Below are 22,754 nucleotides of genomic sequence, written 5' to 3'. Positions count from 1 at the left end.
CAGGCCGTCGTGATGCTGCTTGAGGGAAGTCCTGGGCCGCCCGTGTCGGCCGGCCACCGGTCGCTTTTAGGCATTTCAAGGAGAGGTTCGTAACCCTGCCTCTTCGTCGCCCCCTTCGCATGTGCCTGCAAGGTATTGCTGTGGTTGCCGTTGTGCTGGGAGGCGGTTTTAGGGTTCGGCGATCATCTGAACGGCTGCGGGTTTTCTGTCCGAGCCGCCGGGTCGGCGGCTGGTCGGGGGATCCGCGTACCGCCAATCGCATCTACTAGGCATATGCCGCAAATCCGTACCGTTCGGGCATCTGTTTGTTGTCGAAGGGTTACCGATGCTGCGGCAAAAACCTCGCACGATCACGGGGCTGGCAAGCGATCGCGTGACCTGGCGGTCCCGCCGGTTCGCGACGCTGACCTTGGCGTGCGTGCTGTCTCTGCTAGTGCCCTTCGTCGCCGTGCCTCCGGCGTTGGCCGCGGACGTGGTCACGGTGACCAACCCGGGCGGCCAGGTCGGCCCGACCAATGTCGCCTATTCCAAGGCGATGACCGCGACCGGCGGCACCGCCCCGTACGCGTGGTCAGCGCTGTCGTTGCCGCCCGGCTTGGCAATCGATGCGGGCACCGGTCTGATTTCCGGCACCCCCACCACCGCCGGGAACTACACGACCAAGGTCACCGCGACCGACATCACCGGCATCGCGGGTACCGCGCAGTTCAGCTTCGCGACCGGGGTGATCGTCACCTACCCGAGCAGCCGCGGCGCCAAGACCGGCACGCCGATCACCCCGTGGCAGCTCAAGGCCGCCGGCGGCACCGGCACCTTCACCTGGACGGCCACCGGCCTGCCCACCGGGCTGAGCATCGACGCGAACACCGGCACCGTGTCCGGCACCCCCACCGTCGACGGCACCACCACGGTCATGGCCACGGCCATCGACACCGCCGGCAAGTCCGGCGCCACCAGCTTCCCGTGGACCGTCGGCCCCGGCGCCACCGTGACCGATCCCGGAACCCTGCACGCCACCACCGGCGTCGGCCTGTCGAAGCAGCTGACCGCGACCGGCGGCACCACCGCCTACTCGTGGACCGCGACCGGCCTACCCGCCGGCCTGACGATCAAGTCCAACACCGGCGTAATCTCCGGCACCCCCACCACGGCCGGAACCTCCTCGGCGCAGGTCACCGTCACCGACGCCGCGAAGATCCCCACCACGATCACCGTCACTGTCGTGGTCACCGCCCCAATCGCCGTGACCACTCCTGCAACCCGCACCGACGTCACCGGAACCGCAACGTCGCTGTCGCTGGCCGCCACCGGCGGCGTCGCCCCATACACGTGGGCGGCCATCGGACTGCCCGCCGGCATGACGCTCAACTCGGCCACCGGGGTCATCTCCGGCACCCCGACCTCGGCCGCGACGCTCACGGTGAACGTCACCGCCACCGACGCCGGGCAGCGCACCAACACCGTCTCCTTCGGGTGGAACATCAGCGGCCCGATCACGGTCGCCAGCGTCTACGGCCAGGTCGGCCCGACCGGCGTCGCCTACTCGAAAACGCTGACCGCCAGCGGCGGCACCGCCCCCTACCGGTGGACCGCCACCGGCGTGCCCGGCGGGCTGTCGCTCGACGCGAGCACCGGGGTCATCTCGGGAACGCCCACCACGGCGGGTAACTACACCGTCAAGGTCACCGTCACCGACAAGGACGAGCTCACCGGCGCCGTCTCGTTCCCATTCTCCACCGGCGTGATCGTCACCTACCCCACCGAGCAGGGCAGCGCCAACGGCACCCCGATCACCCCGCTGGTCATCAAGGCCGCAGGCGGCACCGGCACCTACACCTGGACCGCCAGCGGCCTTCCCGCCGGGCTGAGCATCGACGCGGCCACCGGCACCGTCTCCGGCACTCCCACCGCCGACGGCGCCTACACCGCCGTGATCACCGCCACCGACACCGCTGGCACGTCGGGTGCGACCAGCTTCGCCTGGACGATCGCCGCCGCCCCCGCCCTGCCCAACCCCGGCACCGTGCACGCCACCACCGGCGCCGCGATGTCGCACCAACTGACCGCCACCGGCGGCAAAGCCCCCTACAGCTGGCTGGTCACCGGGCTGCCCGCCGGGCTGTCCAAGTCGAACACCGGTCTCATCTCCGGCATCCCCACCACCGCGGGCACCGCAACCCTGACTGTGACCGTCATCGACTCGTTGAAGATCACCAATACGGTGACCTTTCCCCTCACCGTCGGCCCCCCTGTCACCGCGGTCAGCCCCGGCGCCCGAAACAACACCACTGGCACGGCCATCACCAACCTGCCGTTGACCACCGACGGCGGAACCAGCCCGTACACGTGGACGGTCACCGGCCTGCCCACCGGCCTCACCGCCACCACCACGGGTGTCATCTCCGGCACCCCCACCACGGCGGCGAACGCCACCGTCACCGCGACCGTCGTCGACGCCGCCGGACGCACCGCCACCACCTCGTTCACCTGGACCGTCGCCGGCCCGGTGACCATCACCGACCCTGGCACCCAGGCAGGCACCGTCGGCACCGCCACCGGGCTGGGCTTCGCCGCCACCGGCGGCTCCGGCGGCTTCCGCTGGGCCGCGACTGGCCTGCCCACCGGACTCGCCCTCGACGCCACCACCGGCGCCGTCTCCGGCACCCCCACTGCTGCCGGTTCCTGGACTGTCGCCGTCACGGTCACCGACACCAACGGCGCCACCACCAATCTCAGCGTCGTCTGGACCGTGGCGACCGCCGTCGCGGCGATCACCCCCGCCGCCCAGACTTCTGTCGCCGGAACCGCGGTCACCCTCACCCTGACCGCGGGCGGCGGCACCGCCCCTTACACCTGGACCGCCACCGGACTCCCGGACGGTCTGAACCTCGACCCGGGCACCGGCATCGTGACCGGTACACCGACCGCCGCGACCGCCGGATCCACCGTCACCGTCACCGTCACCGACACTGTCGGGCGCACCGACCAGACGTCGTTCACCTGGATCGTCGAGCTGACCGCCCCAATCGCACTGACCGCCACCCCTGATGGCGTGCAGACCGTCCAGCTGACCTGGGCCGCGGTCGACGGCGCCGCCGGCTACCGCCTCTACCGCGACGGCACCCGCCTGACCGACACCGGCGCGATCACCACCCTGCGCGACTCCCAGCTCGACGGCGCGACCACCTACCAGTACCGGATCGCCGCACTCAGCAGCGAGAGTCTGGAAACCGCCACCAGCCCCGCCACCACGGTCACCACCCTCGCTACCCCGGTCGCCGGCGAGAACTACACCACCTGCTTCACCAGCGAGCCCCGCGGCTGCACCTACACCTCCAGCGTTCCCGCAGACGCGACGCACCCGGACGCCGGTCGAGAACTGACCGACGGCATCCACGGCACCCTGGACGCCGGACCGGCGTGGCAGGGCCGCCGCCCGAACAACCAGTACACGATCACCGTCGACCTCGGCGCCAGCCGACCCCTCACCGAGATCAACAGCAGCTGGCTCCAGAAGCAAAGCCAGGGCGCCGCACTGCCCCTGACCGTCGTCTACGGCTTCTCGAACGACGGCACCAACTTCACCGACCTGGCCCTGATCACCCGCCCCTACGTCACCGACGCCGACCAGATCAAGACCTACCGCGCCATCGGCCTGGCCGAAACCGCCCGCTACGTCCGCGTCACCGTCAACGGCAGCAGCGGCTGGAGCCTGCTCGACGAGATCGAACTCCGCGGCGTCATCGCCGGCATCCAGCCCGCCCTCACCCTGACCACCCCAGCCCCGGCCGCCAGCGACCAGGGCCAGCAGATCACCGCCCTGCCGATCACCGTGACCGAGTCCGCCGGACCGTACACGTGGACCGCCGACGGCCTCCCGACGGGCCTGTCGATCGGCCGAACCACCGGCGTCATCACCGGCACCGTCCGCACACCCGGCACGTACACCGTCACCGCAACCGCCACCAGCGTCAGCGGCCGCACCGGCCGTACGTCCTTCCCCTGGGTCGTATACGCGGCTCCTGCTACCGGGCCCGTTATGGATTCCGGGAAGGTCACCCGGCTTGGCGCCGCGACGGCAACTGGTGGTGTGGCCGTACTGAACGGCTTCGCGTACACGGTCGTGGGTTACAAGGTCGTCCGGTACGACGTCACGGCGGGTAGTGACGCTGTCGCTCAGCCGGTGGCCGGTGGTGACAACTCCGTCTGCACCGACGCCGGTAGTGGCGGGCAGGCCCGCCTGTACTCCGGCACCAAGGTCATCGGCACCGACGGTTCGGTGATCTACATCAACGACTCGTCCTGCGGGCTACGGGCAGTCACCCCGGCCACGGGGGCGATCCGGAAGGTCTCCTCAGCGGTCCCCACCGGAGCGGCGATCGCCGGACGCTACCTGTACTCCGCCGACACGGCCTCCAGGCTGTGGCGCTACGACCTGCAGTCCGGCCAGCAGACGCAGATCCTGCCGAACACCGCCCTGACCGGTGTCCTGGCCGCCGACGACAGCTACCTGTGGGTCTTCAGCAACTACACGGTGAACCGTCTGGCATTGAACGGCTCCGAGAACAAGACGTTTCCGATCTCCACCTCTCTGGCGGGGGTGACTGCGGCCCGCTCAGCCGGGGACTACGTCTACTACACCGACAGCCGCAACCTGCTCACCCGGATCAACAAGTCCGACGGCACCCTGCAACTCGTCGCCGGCGACGGCGCCCACACCGACGAACTGCTGTACAACACCAGCAGCATCGCCACCGACAACACCAACCTCTACACCGCCGGCGACCAAGGCCTCGCCAAACTCACCACCACCACCCGTACCTATGCCGCACCCGCCGCCGGGCCCGTCATGGACTCCGGCAAGGTCACCCGACTTGGCGCCGCGACGGCAACTGGTGGTGTGGCCGTACTGAACGGCTTCGCGTACACGGTCGTGGGTTACAAGGTCGTCCGGTACGACGTCACGGCGGGTAGTGACGCTGTCGCTCAGCCGGTGGCCGGTGGTGACAACTCCGTCTGCACCGACGCCGGTAGTGGCGGGCAGGCCCGCCTGTACTCCGGCACCAAGGTCATCGGCACCGACGGTTCGGTGATCTACATCAACGACTCGTCCTGCGGGCTACGGGCAGTCGCCCCGGCCACGGGGGCGATCCGGAAGGTCTCCTCAGCGGTCCCCACCGGAGCGGCGATCGCCGGACGCTACCTGTACTCCGCCGACACGGCCTCCAGGCTGTGGCGCTACGACCTGCAGTCCGGCCAGCAGACGCAGATCCTGCCGAACACCGCCCTGACCGGTGTCCTGGCCGCCGACGACAGCTACCTGTGGGTCTTCAGCAACTACACGGTGAACCGTCTGGCATTGAACGGCTCCGAGAACAAGACGTTTCCGATCTCCACCTCTCTGGCGGGGGTGACTGCGGCCCGCTCAGCCGGGGACTACGTCTACTACACCGACAGCCGCAACCTGCTCACCCGGATCAACAAGTCCGACGGCACCCTGCAACTCGTCGCCGGCGACGGCGCCCACACCGACGAACTGCTGTACAACACCAGCAGCATCGCCACCGACAACACCAACCTCTACACCGCCGGCGACCAAGGCCTCGCCAAACTCACCACCACCACCCGCGTCTACGAACCACCCGCCAACCGAGCCCCCGTGGGCTTCGGTGACCTCCGTCCTGTCGGCCCTGCCACGGCAGCCGGTGGTGTGGCGGTGCTTGGTGGGTTCGCGTACACGGTCGTGGGTTACAAGGTCGTCCGGTACGACGTCACGGCGGGTAGTGACGCTGTCGCTCAGCCGGTGGCCGGTGGTGACAACTCCGTCTGCACCGACGCCGGTAGTGGCGGGCAGGCCCGCCTGTACTCCGGCACCAAGGTCATCGGCACCGACGGTTCGGTGATCTACATCAACGACTCGTCCTGCGGGCTACGGGCAGTCACCCCGGCCACGGGGGCGATCCGGAAGGTCTCCTCAGCGGTCCCCACCGGAGCGGCGATCGCCGGACGCTACCTGTACTCCGCCGACACGGCCTCCAGGCTGTGGCGCTACGACCTGCAGTCCGGCCAGCAGACGCAGATCCTGCCGAACACCGCCCTGACCGGTGTCCTGGCCGCCGACGACAGCTACCTGTGGGTCTTCAGCGGGCAAACGCTGCACCGACTTGCGGTCAACGGCAACACCGCCGACACCAAGACGTTCCCCCTGCCCCGCGGCGGAGTCACCGCGGCCCGCTCGGCCGGCGACCACGTCTACTACACCGACAGCCGCAACCTGCTCATCCGGTTCAGCAAGTCCGACGGCACCCTGCAACTCGTCGCCGGCGACGGCGCCAAAGGCGGCCTGCTCAACAAAAGTTCCGCCATCGCCACCGACGGTATCAACGTCTACACCGCTGGCGAGCAAGGCCTCGCCAAACTCACCGACTCCGTCCGCGAGTTCGCCTCGCCCGCCGACGGTCCGGTCCTGGACGCCGGCAGGATCACCCGGAACGGCCCGGACGCCTGGGCGTCGGGCGTGACCGTCTTAGGTGGATATGTCTACACCGGTGTCGACCACAAACTCGTCAAGTACAAGGTCGACGACGCGGGAAACGTCGCCGCGGTGCCCGAACTGGTCATCGGCAACGGCACCGTCGGCTGCCAGGACGGCGATAGCAGCGAAATAATCAGCTTCAACGAGGCCAAGGTCATCGGCAACGACGGTGCAGTGGTCTACGTCAACGACCCGGGATGCGGTCTGCGGACGGTCAGCCCAGACGGGAAAACCACCCGGACCATCGGTTCCCCGCTCGGCAACTACACCGCAGTCGCCGGCCGGTTCATCTACAGCACCGACTACGCCGGCAAGATCTGGCGCTACGACATTCAGAGCACCACGTCCACGCGCCTGGTCGAAAGCGTCACCCTGAGCGGCCCCATCGCTGCCGACAGCCAATACCTGTGGGGTTTCAACAATGACGGCAAGCTCTACCGCATCCCGATCAACGTCCCCGCCGAGATCACAACGTCCCCGATGCCCCCACATGCGGTGCTCGGAGCTCTTTCGGTCGGCGAATACGTCTACTTCGTTGACGGCCGGAACCTTCTGAGTCGTATCAGCAAAGAGGACGACAGCCTGCAGATCGTGGCCGGCGACGGTGCCCACAACGACAAGCTGCTCTCCAACGCATGGGCCATCGCCGCCGACGGCAAGAATCTCTACATCGCCGGCAAAGACGGCCTGTACGGCATCGCAGCGGACAACCGCGACTTCACGCAGCCGACCGAAAAGGCTCCTAACCTCGACCCCGGTGTCACCCAAACGACGATTACGGATCCGCCCCTTTCTGGCACCCTAACGGGCGTCACCGTCCTCAACGGGTTCGCCTATACACCGTCGGCTTATGGTGGAGTGCAAAAGACGGACATCTACACCGGCACCACCAGTCGCGTAACGAGCGAAGGTAGAGGCGGGTGCAACGACGCGAGCGAAGGTAACGCAGCAACCTTCATCAACCCATACATCATCGGTAACGACGGAACGCTCATCTACGTCTACGACCAATATTGTGGCCTGCGCGCCGTCAACCCCATCACCGGCTCCACCCGCACACTCCGGGCACCAGCCAACGAGCAATCCTCGATAGCAGGCGAGTACCTCTACACCATCGATAGCTCGAACTCGCTGCACCAGTACGGACTCAAAAGCGGTGTCTCCAACGTCGTAGTGCGCAACACCATTCCGGCCGGCTCACTCATGGCCGCAACCGAAACAGGCGTCTGGCTCGCCAACGGCAAAACATTCACGACAATCACCATCAAAGACACCGAGGGCAAGCAGGCGCGCGACACCATCGGCGCCGACATGAAGACCGTCACACAGAACCTCCCCTACTCGACGCACGGGACACACGCCGCATTCAACGGTGGTCGTCTATATGTTTTGGCGGATACAGGCGCCCCAGCCGGAGCTCCCGCAACTGGGTCGGCCCCAGTCCCGCAGATCACACGCATCGACAAATACGGCCACATGGAAGCCCTCGGGCGGCCCTGGCCAAGCCTCATGACAGGCATTGCCGTAACCAAGAACGACGTCTATGCCCTGAGTAGAAATCAATATTCTGCCACGTACATCGAGCGAATCCACTTCAATGCGGCCGCAGATGACCGCCTGGGTGTCGACCTGAGCCTCTACATAGAGGCAGACACACGCTTCATTCCGGAAACACATCGCGTGGACGCTAACGAGCTTTTCGAAACTGGTCCAATTCTGTGGTGGGATGCAGACACAGGCATCATGGACACCGATTCTGGGCTCTGCACGGATGATTGCCAGGGAATCAAATCCCTTGCGCAGACTCTCGCCAATGGTTCGGCGCCGGATCTTCTAGACCTGTTCACCTGCAACTACGACTTCGACAAAATCGATGACGAATGCAAAACTCCCGAAGACTGGGAGCGGGCAATTGTCTTCAAGAAGGTAGACGAGCAGGGATACTTCGATCACGACGGCAATCTGACGCCGGAAACCAAGTTCAAAATCTTCCGGGTGCAATGCTACGAATTGGCGGCAAATAATGACTTCTGTGAACCCGACCGGGTAATCAAGAATTACCTCGACGGCATAGAGGCCGTACGGGATATCCTCGAATCGGTCGCTGACTACCTTAAAGATGGCCGAGGGGGGCTGCGCTACACATGTCGTAACAGCTTCCGTGCCGACACTCAGGTACTAATGGCTGACGGCGGTACAGTCGCAATCCAGGACATCCGCCTTGGGCAGAAGGTGTTGGCTGGTGACCCTGCTAGCCAGGTGGCCACACCACAGGCAGTGATCGCCCTAATTGTTAACACCGATACCGAGCTGACAGACCTCACCCTGGCAGATGGTTCCGTAATCCACACCACCGCACATCACCCGTTCTGGACACCCCAACAGCAGAAGTGGACCGACGCACAAGACCTTGCCGACGGCGCCACATTGAGTAGCACCAACGGCGGCACCGTCACCGTGAAGTCGGTGCACAACTTCGCCGGCAGCGCGACCATGTACAACCTGACCGTCGAGAGTATTCACACGTTCTACGTGATGGCCGGCGATCGTCCAGTCTTGGTGCACAACGACATCTGCGAGCAGTACGGACCTTTCGTTGACGAACTGCCCAAAATCACTAAAACCCAGAAGAAAACAGTCGGTCAGCGAGTAGCGTTGGTCGACGGTCAAGTCCAGAAGATCGGCTATCAGATTCGGAGTGGCAATGACGACGGGTTTTTGAGTCGTGATTCTTTTCAAGCGTTGAATGAGTTTCTCTGGAGTTCTCCGGTCGTCCCCAATCCGGGGGACCGGTTTTCCGAAACGCAAGTACACTATGCCGCTGATCATGTTGAGACCCAAGTGGCATGGCATATGGTTTCTTTCAATGTCCAACACTCGGACTTGGTGATCAATAATCGGTCCGGTATCTGCACAGCTGACTACGGCTGCGTGAGAGCGGTCGAGGCAATTCTTCCCAGAGGAAGTAGTCTGACGGTTTACTGGCGCAACGAGGCAGGGAAAATGGATTTCAAGATACTGAAAGGCGAGCGTGTACCGTGACCGAATATCCTGAATGCGCGCCGTTTGAATAGGGTATTCTATCTTAGTCAAACGCCCAGCCCTTACCTTGTCCTTGACAGCATGCCTCCAGCACTGAATCTGAATGACGGTTTCGTGCCGCGGCTGAAGATGGCCGGAGACCGGCTGTGTGGCTGCAACGAGCTGGCGGCGGACTACACTGAGCGACCGCGACCGTCGATGACACTCGCCCCTGCGTCAGGTTGACCGCCCACCTGCGTAGGGCGGGAGTCGCTTACTAATCACACGGCAGTACCTAGTTGCTAACGGCAGAATTGGTAGGTATTAGAATCCCTAATGTGGATCTGCATAATGGAATGGAAATCTTGATTGCGAGGTGGCTGCGGTGACAATTTGGAATGTGCTATCAGATTCAGAGCGTCCTTCTTGGGTGGTCACCCCGCTTGAACAGGTCGGCCCCTTGGCGTTCGGAATGACCACTGAGCAGATCAAGGCCACGGCCTTCGAGGACCTGAGCCTAAAATGGGTTCAGAACGTTAGCGGCGAATTGTTGCACGAAAATCTGAAGGCAATTCATTTTGACCTGAAAAGCAGTGCGGGAGTGCGCCTTACTCAATCTGTAGTTGTGGCGTACGTGGATAATGACGATGGCCTTTCTGGGGTGGCTGTCGATGCGAGATGGGGTCCCCAGGTAACCCTGGGCGGAATCCCGTTGGTGGGACAGACTCCGTCAATCCTGCAGAAACGTTTTGGCGAGTATTTAGTGAATCTTGACGAAGAGATTAGATATTCGCACGAGGCCAACCTCTGTGCGCCGAATCTTGGTGTGGTTTTGCGGGCACAGCGGGCTGGCGACCTAGTGCTGAGTCGGCCCCTTATGGTGGCAGGCGGATGGGCGGAAAACTGCTGGGATGGAAGCATGGGATGTGTTCCGCGAATGGAGTGGAACACCTTCTAGTGAGCACCCCTCCTCACCCAGGGCCCCGGCAAAGTCGGGAGGCTGTCCGGCTTGAGAGTGTTCTGGTGTAGAAGCGCCGCTGCTGACGGCAGTAAGACGGGCATGACCGATTCAGAAGATCATCAAGGTTCTCTACGCCATGGTGATCGATCCGAAGTGAGTCATGCCCGCGCTGCCATCATCGCTGATCTCCTCTTTGTCCTGTGCACCGGCTCTGACCGTGGCCGAAACCGCGGGTGGGCTGGTGGCAGCACTTGCCGATGTGCCCGATCCCCGCGCCCGGCGAGGCGTCCGTCACCGACTGCCGGTGGTCGTGATCGCGGCGGTGTGCGCCGTGGTCGCCGGCTGCCGCTCCTACACTGCAATCGCCGAATGGGTCGCCGACGTTCCCGCCGCGACGGTCCTCGCCCTGGGCATCGCCCCGGACCGGCGGCCGTCCGAAGCGATGATCCGTCGACTGCTGCAAGCCATGGATCCGCATTCGCTGACCGCGGCGATCGGTGTCTGGCTCGCCGGCCGGGCTATGGCCGACGCCTCCGCGGACCGGCGGGCGATCGCGGTCGACGGCAAGTCACTGCGCGGATCTCGTATCACCGACACCGCAGCCCGGCACGTGCTCGCAGCCTGCGACCAGGCCAGCGCAGTGGTTCTGGCCAGCACCGACGTCAACGGCAAGACCAACGAGATCACTCGTTTCGCCCCGCTGCTCGACCAGATCGGCGATCTGCGCGACACGGTGATCACCGCCGATGCTCTGCACTGCCAGCGCGAACACGTCGACTACCTCGCCGAACGCGGCGCAAACTGGATCTTGACGGTCAAGGGCAACCAGCCCTACCTGCACCGACAGCTCACCGGACTGCCCTGGCGGGCGGTCCCGGACGCCATCCGTGACGCCGACCGCGGCCACGGCCGCCGCGAGATCCGCACCTTGAAGATCCTGACGATCTCCGCCGGCATCGACTTCCCGCACGCCACCCAAGCGCTGCAGATCCGCCGCCGCAGAAGACGCCTTGACCAGCCGAAACGCTTCACCACCGAAACTATCTACGCCATCACCGACCTACCTGTGCATCAGGCGAAACCGACGCAACTGGCCGCCTGGATCCGCGGCCATTGGACCATCGAAAACAAGATCCACTGGGTTCGCGATGTCACCTTCGACGAAGACCGCAGCCAGATCCGCACCGGCACCGGCCCCGAGATCATGGCCGCCCTACGTAACGCCGCGATCGGTGCCCTACGCATCGCCGGAACCACCAACATCGCCGCCGCCATCCGCCATCACGCCCGCGACAGCGGCCGCACACTGGCGTTACTCGGCATTAGCTGACGACTTTGCCGGGGCACTGGTCCGGTACTCGGTCTGGCCCTGAGTGCTCGTTTCCCCAGGCGAATTCACGCCGCCGACCTTACGGGCCGATTCTGGGGGCGTCACTCTTGTCGAAGCCCAGCATCTGGGCTTGGCCAGTTGCTGGTGGACGTGGAGCGAGTCGAAGAGGGCCGCCTCGTGTTCCTGCGTGGCGTCGAGGTGGGCGAGGTTGACAGCGGGGTCCCGTTCGCGAACCTCTACGTCGATGTTCTCGCGAGGACTCCGCTGCGGATCTCTCTATCGCGTCCGCACAGAACATGACGGCTCGTTCGACGGTGTTGCGCTGCCGGTAGCCGGCATATGAAGGCAGTCGTAGCGGGTCGCCGTCCAGCCCTACCCGACGTCCGCAAAGGAATCCAGCGAAGCTGGCATTTCAGGAAGGGAGCGCGAAACGTCGTCCGGTGCGGCATCCTGTCGAGACGAGCGGTTCGCCCACACGCTAGGAGCGCGGCCTGATGGCGGCCCTGAGCTGTTCAGACTCCTCTCCTGAGAGGACCCTTTCCCGCTGCAGCTGATCCCACCAACGCCGGACGATGTCCGGTGGCATCAGGCTGACCAGCCTGATGAGATGGTCGGGACCTAGCGCTTCATAGAGCGGTCTGGCGACTCTCGCGACCGTCATCTCCCCGAGGATCGGCATGAACTCTTGGTCGGTCAGGTTTCGAATGAGCCGCGGAACTTGGGTGGGATTCACGCTATCTAGCCATCGGCCGGTTTGCGCTGCGGGAACAGCGCGTAGCACTCGAGCTGCACCTTCCGACGATGCGCCGTCGAGAAACTGCGGTCCGCGGGCGGGCATGTTGGGATGGGCGAAGAGTTGGCCGACGGCACCGTCGTCCATCTCCATCAGGAAGCGGAGTATGTCGGCACCGGTCAGGTTAGTGACCTGATCAAGGAACGCTGGCCAGTTCTCGATCGTAGAGATGATGGCAGCGCCTGAGCCGGCGGGTATGAGGCGCAGGATATTGGCGCACGCCGAGGTCGGGGTGCGGACGAGTGCGATCAGATCGCCGGCTACGGCTGGCTCGACAACGGTGAGAGCGGCTGCGCTCACCGCTGGGCGCATGTAACCCAGGATGGCGGCAGCCTGCCGCTCGTCCATCCCCGCCAAGACCGCTGCCACGCGCACCGCCGGGACCAGATTCAAACGTTCCGCCGCGTTCTCCGCTGGCATGGCGGCCAGGGTGTGGACAACGTCGACAATCTGGCCGCTCGGCGCGTTTGTGATCAGAGAGGCGCCGTCCCGTCTGTTCACGGCAGCGATCCTCGATATCCCACCCACCGTCGTGGTGCTGACTTCCGGAGCGCGACGCGGCCAGGATCCAGCTGTGCCACCCACCGCTGGAAGGCCCTGACGTCCGAGTTCGACCCGGTTCCATGCCGTAAGCCAGCGCTTGGCATCACCCCCATTCAGCGCCCGGACGATGCTGAGGACCGCCTGCCTTTTGGGCATGTGCTGACCGGCCATGGCGTCATGGACGGTGTTGAACGGGACACGCGGCTGCCCGTCCCTCTCGATCAATCTCTCGATTGCGCGGTAGGAGGGATTCCCACGTGCGACCCGCAGAGTACGCAGCGCTTCCGCCAACTCGTCTAAGGTGGTTATGAGCTCGAGATCTGGGAGATCCAGATCTGCTCTTTCGCCCATACCGCCGGGCACCTGTTCGGCCATGTACGGCACTGTACGACGCCGTTCGAAGGCGTTCGACGCACCCGTTGTGTTCGACACTGTCGAGCCGCATACGGCCTGGTCCGAGCAAGTTCGTGCCATCTACCAGCGTCGCCATTGGTCGGTTTAGCTGGGAATCCGCCGCCCCGTTTCTGCGCCGCGGCAACTCCCCGGAAGGAACCCGCCATGGACATGTTCGACCCCGCACGCCTTCTCTACGACCTGGCGCACGCTGCCGTACGAGCGGCTCTCACCACGGTCCTGTTGCGAGTCTTTACTCGGAATGAGCCACCCTCGATCGACACACGCTGGGCTCGTGACGCACCTAAGCGTCAGCGATAACGCCCTGGTGGCCGAAACGAGCGACCAACCCGACTCGCGGCACCGGGCACCGGGCACCGGGCACCGGGCACCGGGCACCGGGCACCGAACGGTAGGGATCTTGGTAGGGAACCGGTTGGCATGACCCGTCCGGCCCCGGAACCCACCGGGACGAAGCTGGGATGAATCAGCAGGTCAACGGGGGTTCAGCGGGGCCGGACGGGACCGTCCGGGATGATCGACTTGTTTCTTCCAAACTGATTACGCGAGTTCGATTCTCGTCGCCCGCTCCACTACGAAGGCCCAGGTCAGCAGTGGTTTCGCTGGTCTGGGCCTTCGTCATTCACCCGCCCCGATGATCTTGCGTGTCATTACGTGTCGGAACTCGGTCCTCGGTCGCGCTTGGCCGCCTTGCCGGTGCCAGCCGCGGTGTCTGTCGGCTTGCTGCGCTTCGCTCGCTTGCCGCCCGCGGCCTTCGCCGGCTTGCTGGCCGAATCCTTGGCCGGCTTCCCGGACAACATCCGGTACAGGCTGCACGGCTCGGGCCTGGGACCAATTCGGGCCCGTCCGCGCCCTCAACACGACCGGCTCGTCCCAAGGCTGCGCCCGCGTTCACCATGGCCGACCTGCGGCAGGTCAGCCCGAACTCGCACAGGCGCTGGGAGCTCGCAGACGATGCCCGGCCGGCCCGTCGGCACGCTGAGGGCGCGACGATCGAGCAGTTGATGGCCGGATTCGGCCGCACGCCATCAAAATCACCGTGGGGCCGGTTAGGTCGTGTCAGGTTCACGGGCTGTGAGACCGTCGAGTCTCAGCCATCGTGGTCGAGGATGCGCAGGTCCGGTGGCACGAGGGTAGTGCTCTCCATCAGTTCGCGGATGAGGTTGTGGTTCAGCGTGTTCCCGATGGGCTCACCGACCTCCCTACGGGTCAGGCCGGAAACACCGTTGCCGCTCAACCGGTTCCGCACCTCGGTGACGACGCGCTCGACCTTCTTGTGGTTCCAGTCGTCGTCTGGCCGGATCTCGTTGAGGTGTTCCGCGACCTGACGCCAGGACAGAGGAATCGGGTGCCGCTCGTGCAGGAGGTACCGCTGGGCGAGCACGACGACCACGCGCTTCTCCACGGAGGTCAGATGCCACGTGCGCGGAGGCCTGGTCGCTGCATGGTGGTCGGCCGGTGGCCGGTTGCCGTCCTTTGGTTGCACGTGAACTTCGAGCAGGTGCAGTCGTTCATGTGAACCGCGGACGAACAGCGGCGTATACCCCGCCTGCAACGGAATCGGCTCGTCCTGCCGGAACAACAGGCGAGAGTCGGGCAGCCGAAGCGGAAGGTGACCCAGCGTGCTGATCCACCACCGGTCACTGCGACAGGTGAGCGCCCCGTGTTTCCTGCTGATACGCAGGTCGTCCTCCCCGACGCAGACATGCACATCCGGTCTGCTTCGTCCGAAAAGGACGGTCCGCCCCTCCTTGGATCCGACGGTGGTGCCGCCGGTCGCCGCCAGCACGTGCAGTATGCCGGGTGCGACGCTGGCGGGAACTCCAAGGGCGAGGCTGTGGTGGTTCGCCGGGAGCGCGTTCGGCCGTTCCTCTGGCATGTTCGCCTCCTGGCACCTTGTGTGAGCAGCGCGGCCATCAGCCTGTCCGGGATATGTGGGAGGGTTCCCGCGTCACCGTGGCGGGAAGAAGGCGGTGGCCAGCCGGGTGGCGAGCAGGCACCGCTCGTCCGGCGACAGGTTCCTGCCGACAACAGTGGCTTCCAGCGCCTCATCCTTGTCATAGCCGTAGGCGTCCACGTAGGTGAAGTTGTGCACTTCGACCTCACACGTGTCGTCGCCAGGTGCGTCTCCGGGATAACCGATCACGGAATACCGGCCGTCGATCGTCATCTTCGTCGCGCTGGACGTGACCAACGGCTTTGCCCGGGTGAAGCGCAGCCGGTAAACGGTCCCGTTGGCGGGACTGGTCCAGGTGCACTTCCAACGCCCGAAGCCGACCTCCGGGTTTTCGCGGTCGATCCCGGGCCGATCGGGGAACGACGGCGAGTCCTTGGCCCTGCAGGCGTCCGCCCTGCTGAAGGACTCCGGCCGCAACGTCGGGTTGCCGGATCGGCGCTCCGGAATCGGTCCTCTGGTGATCACCGCGTCGGCACTCCGGACGGCGGCGTCGGCCATGGCGCACGCGTCGGCGCCGATCAGGTGGGCCCTGGTCACTTCGATCCGGACCTCGTAGCGGTCGGGTAACAGCATCCGGCGCCCGCATGATCCCTCACCCGCCGGCTCGTCTACGAGCCGGTACCGCCCCTTGTCCTGTGCCTGCACGGGCGACTGCTCACCAGGAGTGCGGTCGATCAACGCCAGGAGGTTCGCCTCCTTCCTGTCCTTCTTGACGATGACGTTGCACTGGTTGAACCCAGAATCGTCCGAGACCAGATTGGGATTCCCGTACGGTTCCAGAGCCGCGTCACGGATCAGCGAGCATGGATCGGCGGTGCGCTGGTCGGCACCGAGCACAGGCCCCGTCGGGGTTCCAGGCTCATCGATGAACACGATGCCGCTCGCCGCCGCCGCGACCGCGACCAGCACCCCGGCAGTCATGAGAAGCCTGTGGCGCCCAGCGGACCTCGGGCGGGGTGCGCGCCGGGTTGCCCGCACGCCGGCGATGTCCGCGAGGATCTCGTGTGCCTCGGCTGCGGTGGGACGTTGTCCGGCGTCGACCCGCAGCATGCGCTCCAGCACCGGCGTGAGCGGGCCGCTCCTGCGCGGCGAGGCGATGGCGCCGTTGGCGGCCCGTCGAAGGCGCAGCCGCATGTCGTCGGTCGTCGACCCGACTGGTGACTCGCCCTCCACGACGGCGAACAGCGTGGATGCCAGCGAGAACACGTCGGACGCCGCCGTCGGCGCGGCACCGTTGGCCACCTCCGGCGCCACGAACCCCGGTGACCCGGTGAGCAGACCAGGGCGGGTAACGGTCGCGTCACCCGCGGCGTCGCTGGAGATGCCGAAGTCGGCGAGCTTCACCTCGTCCTCGGAGATCATGAGGACGTTTCCGGGCTTGATGTCGCGATGCAGGATTCCCTTCGCGTGCACCGCCGCAAGCGCATCGGCGATCTGCGCGCCCAGCTTCGCCGCCTGGCGAGGTGCGACAACGTCCAACTCGGCCATGCTCCGCGCCGGCACGTATTCCATGACCAGCCAGCACTCACCGTTGTCGTCCAGCACGTCATGAATCGTCACGACGTGCCGGTGGTTCAACTGGGCGAGCAGCTTCGCCTCGCGTTCCAACTGCCGGATCCGCTGCGGGTCCCCATCCCCGGACAGGGCTCGCTTCAGCGCGACCGGCCTGCCGAGGCGTTCGTCGGTGGCCCGCCACACGACTCCGCCGCCGCCGGAGCCGACCTGCTCTTCCAACCGGTACCTGTTGGCGACAACTCGCTCCGTCTGCACGATTCGCTCTCCCTGCGTGGCCCTCGTCACATCGTAGCCAGTCAATATGCTTTCCAGGCTTCCGCAGGGAATCCACCCGGCCCTCCGTCGCATGCCGCGTGCAGAACGTTCCCGCGGGGAGAACGTGACGGGACATGCCCACAAGCGCGATGTGATCGACGAGATGATCCGCGGCACTGCTCATCGCGGGCCCGGTGACCGCGCAATCTCCAACCGGCACCGGCACGACGTCTCAACATGCAATGAACCCGGTGCTGAACCAGACAATCGTCGAGTGGGGCTCGCTGCGCGGTGCAGGTGCGGACCGATGGGAGCCGGCACGACGCACAGCCAACATCGGCGAATGCCGCGGCAAGCGACGACCGTTGTCAAGCCGATCGGCATGGGGCGGGCCGCCCGTTCTCGGCCCTGGGCGTTCCTTCGTCCTGCGACTCGCATTCGACGGGGTTCATCAGTGTCTCCATCAAACCCGGTACGGCACACTTGGCGAGCACACGCATCAGACCTGAGGGTGTGACGACCGAATCCACAAGACCGTCCGGAAGAAACCGCACCCAGCGAAAAGTGAGACGGGTCGCGAACGCCGAATTGAATGCTCCAGTGGCGAAGAATCCGCTTAGAAGGCCCCAGGCAAGCGGTTGCCAGGGCTGGCGGTTGTGGCGGCGCGATGTTCCGCAATGTCACTCACTGAACCGTCTCAGACTCAGCATCGAATGACAGCCGAGTCGGGACGACCCGGATGAATCGGTAGCTCCGGGCAGTTCTCGAAACAGACGTGGAGCCATCGATAGACGGGTCTCGCGACAGATCCACGTCTTCGAGAGGGCTCCACGTGCTGGCTTATCGCGCCATGGTCGGCGTCCCGAGGGACTGGTGCATTTCACGGCGCGGTTGCTGCATGCCAAGCGCCGTGCCCGCGACATCGAGAGAGGACCCGCGCTCTGACCTGCATCTATCAGGCACTACTCGTACTCGCGTGGTTCCGCAAGCAGGAAGACCTGACATTGCTGGGCGCCGGTTCGGGATCTCCCGGGCTACCCCACTTCGCGAACAGAAATACCTAATCGGATATCGTTGAGATCAGTTCAATAGGAGAACGACGACATTTACCAACGGCGCCATGTGCTAGAGCGGAACTCTCTGGCACATCTGCCTGAGCGGGGTGCGCCGACACGCGACGCACCCGTGACACCGACTGCTCAGCAGAGCCTGCCCGTGTAGTAGGCGTTGCTCACCACGCTGTTCGGGCCGAGGCCGACCGTGCCGGGCCGGACACAGATGAGGGAGCCGGGGCCGGTCCTGGTCACCACTTTCACCTGCACGATCGTGTACACGCTGCCCGTGCAGTGGGTGTAGAACGCCCACCCCTGCCCGTTGACCCAGAAGCCGCACGCACTTACCTGCACGTCCCCCGGGGCGGCTGCCGACGCCGCGGCCGGAGCGGCGGCCCCGCCGGCGAGGCCCGCGACGATCGCCGCGCCGATGAAGGCCTTCTTGAGGCTGTTCTTGCCTGTCATGGAAATCCCTCCGATTTTGCTGACCGGCCACAACGGATCCGGTCCGTGATCGACCAGAGGACTGTATGACCGACCTTCCGGGAGGGGTCCCGGCACTACATTCCGAGGTTTCGCGGAAGTGGATCACCTCGTCGGCGATAGTGAACTGATCAGGACTTCCACCGCCTTGAGGCCCGGCCCGGGAGATCGCCGTAGCCGGTGTGACCAGGTGGATGAACCCGCAACTCAGACATCGACTTCTCCCCGCAGTCGTCAGGTGATCAGTGAGTGGATGCCGTACAACACGGCGTCCCCCAGCAGGACCAGACCGCCGGCGATCGCGAGCCGTCGAGAGGAGACTCGCGGGTCGCGGGCGGCCATGCTCAGCACCGCGAACACGATGCCGGCGAGGTTGATCGGTGCCGCGACGATCACCGGCACCCGGGCGTCACCGTCGTCGCCGTCCGACGCGACGAGGGCCATACCGCCCACCGGCACAGCCGCGAAGAAGATCAAGGCCAGCCCCGCGTACCAGCGCAGCTGTTCGGTCGGGTCGTCCAGGCTCACGGTTCCTCCGGCAGCAGTAGCAGTCGCACGGGTGTATCCACCTTGGGCGATGCTCGGTTCACCACTGTCGGACTGGCGATGACTTGCTGAGCCGACGCCACGCCAAAGGACGTCGGACCGTCGACAGGCTCGACCTTCTGAGGGGCTTCGAGCGGCTTTGCAGTCGGGCGGGCGGGACACCGGCGCACGAGCCCGGCCGGATGTGGGCGCTCAGATGGGGCGGCGGACCGGATAGCGCAGGTGAAGCACCCGACTGCCCTGGATCACCACGTCGGGATCCTCCAGCAGGTGCTGGGCGTCGACCGACCCGAAGTAACGCTTGCCGGAGCCGAATACGACGGGGACGACGTCCATGCGTACCTCGTCGATCAGGCCTGCGGCGAGCGCCTGGCCGCCCACGTCGCCGGCGGCAACCTCGACGATGCGGTCTCCGGCCAGCTCCTGTGCCTTGGCCACGGCTGCCTCGACGCCGTCGACGAAGTGGAACGGCGCCTCGGGGTCCCAGCCTTCGGGGGCCGGGCGGTGGGTGACGACGACCACGTGGTCGACCCCGCCCGGAGGCTTTCCGTCCCAGCCGTCCGTCATGTCGAAGACGTGGCGGCCGGCGATCGTCGCCCCGATCTGGTCCCAGTACGGGCGGGTGTAGTCGTAGGACGTCTGTGACACCTTCACCACGCCGCTCTCGTCCAGTGGGACGTCACCGCTGGTCAACCAGTCGAACAGCGGTCCTGGCCGGTCCTTCTCGTCGGCGATGAAGCCGTCGACCGACACCGAGCTGTACATGACCACCTTGCCCACGGGGCTCTCCTCTTGCTGGGGTGCCCTCAAATTAGCGTCTCGTGAGCTGCTGTTCTTGTAAGAAATCAATCGGCCGGCAGTGGCCAGCCGTCGAACGCGTGGCCGGGATGTTCGCGCAGGAAGCGCCGCCGGACCTCGATGTAGCGGGTCGGTGTGAGGCCGGTGAACGCCCGGAACTCGTGGCCGAAGTGGGCCTGGTCGAAGTAGCCGGCGTCGCCGGCGAGCTCGCCCCAGTCGATCGGTCCGGCGGGGTCGAGCGCGAACACGGTGGCGGTGAAGCGGTGGGTACGGGCCAGCCGCTTCGGTGTGACGCCGATGAGCTGCTTGAACCGCTGTGCCAGATGGGTGCTGCTGACACCGGCTGCCAGGCTCAGGTCGCCGATCGGCACCGCCCCGCCGGTCGCCGCGATGACGCCGCTCGTGTGGCGGATCAGCCCCAGGCCCGCGGGCTCGCGCAGCCGTCGCGTCAGCTCGTCCTCGAGCAGGGTCAGCATGTCGTGCGGGCCGTCGGCCGTGGCCAGCCGGTCTCGTAACTCCGCGACTGCCGGCCGGCCCCACACCTGTTCCACCGTCACCGGCCGGTCGCACAGCTCGGCCGCGGGCATCGGCAGGAACGGCGCCAGCCCCCACGGCTTGAAATGCACGCCGACGGACCGGGTACGCGGTGGGTAGCCGAACTCCCACGCGCGGGTGGGCATGGTGACCACGCAGCCGTCGGCGTACTCGGTCGTCGCGATGTCGAAGCCGCCGCGGACGCGGAACGGCGCCCCGAGGTTGACGATGAGCAGCGCCGACGGCGCGGGCGGCAACGTCAGCAGGGCGTACGGCGGCGTGCCCGCCAGGTAGTAGACGTCGTCGATCAGCCCGTCCAGCGGGGGTCGCGGCACTCGTGACACGTACTCCACGCCCTCCAGCATCGCCGACGTCATGCCGGCATCGCTGTGGAGGGGCGGTCGCGTACGCGGACTGCGTGTCCGACGCGCTCTGTTCTGACGGCATTAGCGTTCGCCCCATTTGCCCCACGCGATAGGAGTGGATTGATGAGGGTTCGTCACATCATGGGTGCTGTTGCGCTTGCTGCGCTGGCGGGCTGCTCCAGCCCGGCCCCGGCCGAGGAGGGCGCGGCGCCGGCCAAGCCGGAGGCTACGGCCGCGTCACAAGCCGCCGCGCTTCCCGTGTGCGGCGAGGTGTTCGTCCCGGACAAGCCGGTCAACGGGTTCGACGAGCAGACGGGGTGCACCGGCAAGGACGGGACGGTTCAGTTCATCGGGGCCATCGAATGCGGCGACGGTACGAAGCTGTGGCCCGTGGACGCCAGCACCGGCGCGCCGACCGGCTACGGGCGTGAGGGCCAGGCCTACCGGGTCGTGAAGGGTGAGGTCCAGGCTGACAACGGCTACAAGCAGGCGTACGAGGACTGCATGAAGGAGGCGCCCGCGAGTGCCGGCCCGGCGCCGTCCGCCGCCGCGGGATAGGGCGGGAACCGGGGCTGGATCGAGGGGGCCCCGCCCACCGGGGTCTCCTCGACCAGGTCGCGGTGCTCGGCTTGCGCGCCACGAGCGCGGTCAGTCCAGATTGTTCCTGGTGTAGGCGCGCGACTTGAGGAAGAAGTCGATGTCGTCCCAGGGGTGCTCGGTTATCCAGTCCTCACCGATCGCCTCGTAAAGGCTCCAGGCGGGTTTGTGGAAATCGCCGTAGGTGAGGGCGAAGGCGAAATCGTTCCAGGCGATGGGGGTCAGCAGCGTCTCCCGGTAGTCGTCGTGCCAGACCGACAGTTGGGAGGCGTCCCAGATCTCGTCCATCACCTTCTCGGACTCGTAATAGGTGAGGTCCAGGGTGCGGTCGGGCTCGCCGGGCTTCCTGGACTTCGCCAGATTCCACGTGTGGGCACGATGGGCCGAGACCACCAGGGTCGGAACGTGGGTGCCGGGACAGGCGACGGCTCGGGTACGGGCGAAGTCGAACATGGCCGCCGTGTTGCCACCCCAGTCGGGGCGCAGGCACCAGAGCATCTCCTCGTGGCCGTACCAATGTGTGGGGTCGATCCCGATCAGGCGCTCGAATCGCCGCCACCGCTCCACCAGCGGCAGGTGAAGCGCCCGGGAGGCCTCGAGTTTGTACATCCAGGCGTCGGCGTCCCGAGGGTTGCGGTCCAGCACCTCGTCCAGGAGCTCGTCGGCCCGTGACAGGTGCCGGGTCATGATCGCGCGGTCCTCGTCGGTCGCGGTGCCGTCGGTGGCGGCGCCGGGCAGCTCCCAGGACCAGCTGACCATGTGGACGGCCTTGATCAGGAGCGGAAGAACAGAATCGGGCTCCTCGCGGATCACTCCGTTGATCCACTTCTCGATGCCGAGGGTGCCGGCGGCCACCCGCACGTAGTAGGAGCGGTGCTCGGGGTCGGCCGTGGAGAGGATCGTCCGCGCCGTGTCCCAGTCGCGTTTGCGCAGCACGAAGCGGAGACGTTCGGCGTCGGGGTCACCGAGGAAGTGGCAGAACTCGGGAGCTTCCTCGTCGGCTTTGCGGAATGGCCACACGGGCGGAGCGTAGCCCGCCGGTGATCGGATTCGGC

At 65.8% G+C, this 22,754-nt stretch carries 12 protein-coding genes; 4 read left to right on the top strand and 8 right to left on the bottom strand.

Annotated elements, in window-relative coordinates; all coding sequences use genetic code 11:
• Positions 1-325 precede the first annotated feature (325 nt).
• The 3 genes from ACQPZW_RS05830 (at position 326) to ACQPZW_RS05820 (ending at position 11,847) form a co-directional block, all read left to right on the top strand.
• On the top strand, positions 326-9,577 hold the full coding sequence (locus ACQPZW_RS05830; RefSeq protein ID WP_433793802.1) for a putative Ig domain-containing protein: 9,252 nt from the start codon (positions 326-328) through the stop codon (positions 9,575-9,577).
• A 364-nt stretch (positions 9,578-9,941) separates the two neighbouring features.
• Positions 9,942-10,514, top strand: a complete 573-nt coding sequence (locus ACQPZW_RS05825; protein WP_433793801.1) for a hypothetical protein — start codon at positions 9,942-9,944, stop codon at positions 10,512-10,514.
• A gap of 163 nt (positions 10,515-10,677) precedes the next feature.
• Entirely contained in the window at positions 10,678-11,847 is a 1,170-nt protein-coding gene (locus ACQPZW_RS05820) for an ISAs1 family transposase (protein ID WP_433793800.1), read from the top strand.
• Positions 11,848-12,325: 478 nt separating this feature from the next.
• Here the strand turns inward: ACQPZW_RS05820 and ACQPZW_RS05815 are convergent, their stop codons facing one another.
• The 7 genes from ACQPZW_RS05815 to ACQPZW_RS05785 all read right to left on the bottom strand — a co-directional run bounded on the left by ACQPZW_RS05815 (position 12,326) and on the right by ACQPZW_RS05785 (position 21,114).
• Complete coding sequence (locus tag ACQPZW_RS05815) at positions 12,326-13,558, bottom strand: hypothetical protein (protein ID WP_433793799.1); 1,233 nt, start codon at positions 13,556-13,558, stop codon at positions 12,326-12,328.
• Positions 13,559-14,687: 1,129 nt separating this feature from the next.
• A complete protein-coding gene (locus ACQPZW_RS05810) occupies positions 14,688-15,476 on the bottom strand; it encodes a hypothetical protein (RefSeq protein ID WP_433793798.1) in 789 nt (262 codons plus the stop codon).
• Positions 15,477-15,548: 72 nt separating this feature from the next.
• Entirely contained in the window at positions 15,549-17,252 is a 1,704-nt protein-coding gene (locus ACQPZW_RS05805) for a serine/threonine-protein kinase (protein ID WP_433793797.1), read from the bottom strand.
• A gap of 1,271 nt (positions 17,253-18,523) precedes the next feature.
• On the bottom strand, positions 18,524-18,841 hold the full coding sequence (locus ACQPZW_RS05800) for a DUF6355 family natural product biosynthesis protein (protein WP_433793796.1): 318 nt from the start codon (positions 18,839-18,841) through the stop codon (positions 18,524-18,526).
• A 252-nt stretch (positions 18,842-19,093) separates the two neighbouring features.
• Complete coding sequence (locus ACQPZW_RS05795; RefSeq protein WP_433793795.1) at positions 19,094-19,387, bottom strand: hypothetical protein; 294 nt, start codon at positions 19,385-19,387, stop codon at positions 19,094-19,096.
• Between the two features lie 210 nt (positions 19,388-19,597).
• On the bottom strand, positions 19,598-20,185 hold the full coding sequence (locus ACQPZW_RS05790; RefSeq protein WP_433793794.1) for a dihydrofolate reductase family protein: 588 nt from the start codon (positions 20,183-20,185) through the stop codon (positions 19,598-19,600).
• A 65-nt stretch (positions 20,186-20,250) separates the two neighbouring features.
• On the bottom strand, positions 20,251-21,114 hold the full coding sequence (locus ACQPZW_RS05785) for an AraC family transcriptional regulator (RefSeq protein WP_433793793.1): 864 nt from the start codon (positions 21,112-21,114) through the stop codon (positions 20,251-20,253).
• Positions 21,115-21,243: 129 nt separating this feature from the next.
• Between ACQPZW_RS05785 and ACQPZW_RS05780 the strand changes: the two genes are divergently transcribed.
• Positions 21,244-21,660: a hypothetical protein gene (locus tag ACQPZW_RS05780; protein WP_433793792.1), complete on the top strand. Its 417-nt coding sequence runs from the start codon at positions 21,244-21,246 to the stop codon at positions 21,658-21,660.
• Between the two features lie 90 nt (positions 21,661-21,750).
• Here ACQPZW_RS05780 and ACQPZW_RS05775 read toward each other — a convergent pair whose 3' ends face one another.
• Entirely contained in the window at positions 21,751-22,719 is a 969-nt protein-coding gene (locus tag ACQPZW_RS05775; protein WP_433793791.1) for a hypothetical protein, read from the bottom strand.
• Between the last annotated feature and the right edge of the window lie 35 nt (positions 22,720-22,754).

The organism is Actinoplanes sp. CA-252034 (assembly GCF_050956125.1).
GTDB lineage: Bacteria > Actinomycetota > Actinomycetes > Mycobacteriales > Micromonosporaceae > Actinoplanes.
The sequence above is the reverse complement of the archived record's forward strand: the minus strand, read 5'-3'. Positions and strand labels throughout refer to the sequence as shown.

Excerpts from the sequence above, each read along its gene's own strand:
- ACQPZW_RS05830 (WP_433793802.1), top strand. The coding sequence starts at position 326 with ATGCTGCGGCAAAAACCTCGCACGATCACGGGGCTGGCAAGCGATCGC.
- ACQPZW_RS05820 (WP_433793800.1), top strand. The coding sequence starts at position 10,678 with ATGCCCGCGCTGCCATCATCGCTGATCTCCTCTTTGTCCTGTGCACCG.
- ACQPZW_RS05815 (WP_433793799.1), bottom strand. The coding sequence starts at position 13,558 with ATGGCCGAACAGGTGCCCGGCGGTATGGGCGAAAGAGCAGATCTGGAT.
- ACQPZW_RS05810 (WP_433793798.1), bottom strand. The coding sequence starts at position 15,476 with ATGCCAGAGGAACGGCCGAACGCGCTCCCGGCGAACCACCACAGCCTC.
- ACQPZW_RS05800 (WP_433793796.1), bottom strand. The coding sequence starts at position 18,841 with ATGACAGGCAAGAACAGCCTCAAGAAGGCCTTCATCGGCGCGGCGATC.
- ACQPZW_RS05785 (WP_433793793.1), bottom strand. The coding sequence starts at position 21,114 with ATGACGTCGGCGATGCTGGAGGGCGTGGAGTACGTGTCACGAGTGCCG.
- ACQPZW_RS05780 (WP_433793792.1), top strand. The coding sequence starts at position 21,244 with ATGGGTGCTGTTGCGCTTGCTGCGCTGGCGGGCTGCTCCAGCCCGGCC.